This is a genomic window from Succinatimonas hippei YIT 12066, from assembly GCF_000188195.1.
Taxonomy (GTDB): Bacteria; Pseudomonadota; Gammaproteobacteria; order Enterobacterales; family Succinivibrionaceae; genus Succinatimonas; species Succinatimonas hippei.
In genome coordinates this window covers 1-3,980 of record NZ_GL831051.1, presented here as the reverse complement: position 1 = coordinate 3,980, position 3,980 = coordinate 1, and the positions used below count along the sequence as shown (strand labels likewise).

Genomic DNA, 3,980 nt, shown 5'->3' with positions numbered 1-3,980 from the left:
GGATCTTCGGCCTTTAGGCCGGTGAGGATGTCAATCATTGTCTTTGTTTGTAATTTGAAGGCGGTAGTATATTATATGTTGTATATATTTTACACTACACAATAAATATGGCGCGGCATGATATTGTCCGCTTAAAGATTGAGTTTGAAGTGCAAGCTGATGAAAAAGGAAAATTTGGGCATAAACCATTGATTAAATCCGGCTTATATTTTAGGAGAAGGTTATGAGCACAGATAACGGTAATATAAGCAATATAGTAGAAAGTGTTGCAAATGCGCTTGACCTTGATATTGAATGGAAAGATTCGCTATCCGGCACTATAGATTTGTATGGAGTACCGTTGGTATTTTCCTTTGAGCAGGGAACGCTGTTTTTTAAGTCGTCACTAGGGACTCCGCCTGATGAGATGTTTGAAAACGCTAAGTTTTGGCGCCTTTTGATGGAGCAGAATAATTTTTACTGCAGACTGGCTGGTGCGAGCCTCGGTTATGATGCCGAAAACGGAATTATTTCTTTTCAATGGGCTTGGCCTCTTGTCGATATAAATGCTGCGCGACTTGAAAATATGCTGTTGAATTACTCTAAGGGCTTAGAGCATATGCAGACTCTGGTGCATCAGGGGGTGCAGGAGCAGCATAATGAAGCTCAATCTTTTGCAGAAGCTTCGCTTATAAGGGTTTAAAAACAGGTTAATTAACCAAGGTGGTTTTTATGTCAAATTCTCCGGACATTATCAAAAGCGCTGCGGACTTTACCAGGGCTCAGAGTGAGGGACTCGGTTTTCATTTAAACAGCAAGAATGAAGTAAAAACCCACGGTAAATTTATTGCCGTTTTATATCGGATTAGGGATTTGTTTCGTTCTCAAAATACCATTAATGAAGAAAAGACAAAATTGTCAGAAGCTTTGCAGAAAATTTTATCTTCACATAGTAATAGTATGACGGCAGATCCGGGAGCAGATCCTAATCTGAATCCTGCTGAGCTTGCTAATCTAAAGCACAATATTAAGCTTGCAGCCGATAGTGCAGTCAATTTTAATAAGCCCGGTGTTGATGTCAAAAAGCTTGAAAGTGCCGTTTATGCGCGCTTAGGAACAGCTCTTTCCCCAAAAGAACTTGATGTAGTCAAAAAGGAGATTTTACGCTACGGCAACAGTCAGCTTGAAGCCATGCACTCTTTGGAGCTTAAGTTGCAAAAGCAGGCTGCAGACAAAAATGAGTCTTATCTTATGAGCTCTCGTCAAATTGAGGATTATGAGGGATTGGTCAGCAGTTATTTGGCATGCATAGCAAGCGGCTCTGAGTCTAGCGAGATCAAGATGCTTCCGTCATTAAGCAAGTTCAATATTATAGATAATTTTTTGCAAAACCACCCCGGATGCGAATTTTCTCGCGATCAAAAGCTTGCAATGATTTCACATGTCGACAGTCTTGCTGCCGACAAGCTGGCTGAACTGAATCGCACAGATCCGCAGCATGCTAAAAAGTATTTAAGTGACGAAGAATATAATGAACTGTGCACAGATTATTTCAATTCGATTATAAAAAATGAACGTCCGGAAGCGGAGGTAGGAGATAGCTCAGACTCTCCTGCAAAGAATGTTGTCCCGACAGATGCAAAACAACGCCGAGCGGTAATTGAAGCAGAAATAATACGTATTGCTAACTTATATGACATGAAAGTTCCGGAAAATCTGGATGCGGCAATTAAAGAGATCGAAGCTGTCTGCATAGAAGGTACGACGACAGAAGAACTCGCAATGAGGGTTGATGAATTTGTAACATCCGGTTTGCTGCAGAAGTCCGTTTCCGAACGGTCAAATGAAGTTAATAGTAAGACGGTTCCGGCAGATGAAACTCAACGTCGATCATTAATTAAAGCTGAAATAATACGTATTGCTAAGTTATATGATGTGAAAGTACCGGATAACTTAGATCCTGCAGTTAAAAATATTGAAAATATCTGCACCGCGGATACGACGAAGGACGATCTTGGAATGTATATAGATCAGCTTATAACGTCAGGATCACTGAATGACATTGATTCTCAAGCAGGAAGACGAGGTTTGGCGCTTCAGGTGAAAGAAGTGCCGGATTGCCGCATGCCCGTCTCAAACGGAAATCCTATAACGCAAGGGCAGCTTTTCCGCCAGCAGGCAGGTTCTAATACCTGTTTTATACTGAGCATATTCAACGGATTGTGTAATTCAGCGCAAGGAACAAGATGGCTGAACGAACACGTAACGCAAGATCTGGTGCAAAAAGGTACTTTGCATTTTCATCCCCGCGATACACAAAATCGGGAATCAGATATTGAAATTAATATTCACAGCTCTGCAGTACAACAAGTCAGATATCAGGTTTTAAGCAGGAACGGCAGTGATTGTATGAGTGATTTCGAGGCGGCTTGTGCCAGAGCTTATATGGATTATTTTGATCAAGGATATGATATGGCTTTTAGGGACGCTATGAAATCGGCGTTCGGTTCCTTTTCGACTCTGACAGATCAGGCATACAAGCCCGGACAATATGGCGAAGCCATTGTGATGGCCAATATTCTAGGATTATATGCCGACGCGAGATCTAGCATTCCGTCAAGTAGTTTAAGAGCAAATCGACAGGCAATTATCACATTGGTACAGGATTTTCTGAGAAATAACAAAGGAATAGTTTTGTTTCATAAAAACAGCTCGCACTTTACGGCAGTGCAAGATGTAAGTGATAACGGAGATTTTACTGAGCTTGATTCTCTAGATACATCAGTAACCAAGCAATTAAAATTTGACACTGTTGCCGCAAGTCCTATTAATCTTGTTTTTATTTCTTTCACAAAAGAAAACCAGTTCAATGCCGGAGCGGCTTAGGAGTTAAAACCGTTTTTAATATTTTGTGCCTTGAACTAAAGGCTTAAGCTGTCGGTAGTCAGCTGTCTTTTACCGTAAGAGCTTTAGCCTTTAGATCGGATGTCAAATTTTGAGCATTTTCAATGTTACAATGAAAAAATATAAGCAACTTAGCAAAGATATTGTGTAAGCTGTACATATAGAAGTGCAGCAGTCAAATCATGCTCTTTTCCTTTAAAAATGTGCAAGGTGCAATCATGCTTGAAGATGATATTCGTTTAAATGTTGAGATCGCGCTTAAAGAAGATTTGGGCGGTATATCGGATCCTAATTGTGATGTGAGTGCACAGCTTATTCCGGAGGATGCGGAAAGTGAAGCTTCAGTAATTACCAGAGAAAGCGGTATTTTCTGCGGTGAAAAGTGGGTAGAAGAAATTATAAGACAGTTAGGCGGAAAAGTTGAAATAACCTGGTTTACTAAAGATGGAGAAGCAGTTAAAGCTGGACAGGAATTGTTTCATCTTAAAGGCAATACGCGGATCATGACTACGGCAGAGCGTACTATTTTGAATTTTATTCAAATGCTTTCCGGAGTTGCAACTGTAGTTAGCGCTTATGTAAAGGAGTTGGAAGGGACCTCTTGCAGTTTGTTCGATACCCGTAAATCAATTCCCGGTTTGCGCACTGCATTAAAGTATGCGGTTGCATGCGGCGGCGGAAAAAATCATCGCATCGGTCTTTTTGATATGTTTTTTATTAAAGAAATTCATATTGCAGCAGCCGGAGGCATAACTCAAGCAATCTTAAAAGCAAGAGAAATAGCTCCTGATAAAAAAATAGACATTCTGGTGGCAAATCTTGACGAATTAAAAGAAGCTCTTGCCGCTAAAGCCGATATCATTATGCTGCATAATTTTGATTATGCTCAGATTGAAGAAGCCGCTGCGGTAAACAATCATCAGGCGAAGCTTGAGATTTCAGGTAACGTTAATTTGGAAACTATCGGCAAATTTGCACAATCGGGCGTTGACTATATTTCAGTGGGAGCTTTAACCAAACATATAACGGCTCTTGAGGTATATATGCGCTTTGTTAAAAAATCTTGACATCCTCACCGGTCTAAAGGCCGAAGATCC

The 3,980-nt window shown here is 40.6% G+C and carries 3 protein-coding genes; all 3 read left to right on the top strand.

Going from position 1 to position 3,980, the window contains the following annotated elements:
- Positions 1–223: 223 nt before the first annotated feature.
- Positions 224–682: a type III secretion system chaperone gene (locus HMPREF9444_RS08295; RefSeq protein ID WP_009143972.1), complete on the top strand. Its 459-nt coding sequence runs from the start codon at positions 224–226 to the stop codon at positions 680–682.
- A gap of 29 nt (positions 683–711) precedes the next feature.
- Complete coding sequence (locus tag HMPREF9444_RS08290; RefSeq protein ID WP_009143971.1) at positions 712–2,865, top strand: hypothetical protein; 2,154 nt, start codon at positions 712–714, stop codon at positions 2,863–2,865.
- A gap of 236 nt (positions 2,866–3,101) precedes the next feature.
- Entirely contained in the window at positions 3,102–3,950 is an 849-nt protein-coding gene (gene nadC, locus HMPREF9444_RS08285; protein ID WP_040909446.1) for a carboxylating nicotinate-nucleotide diphosphorylase, read from the top strand.
- The last annotated feature ends 30 nt before the right edge of the window (positions 3,951–3,980 follow it).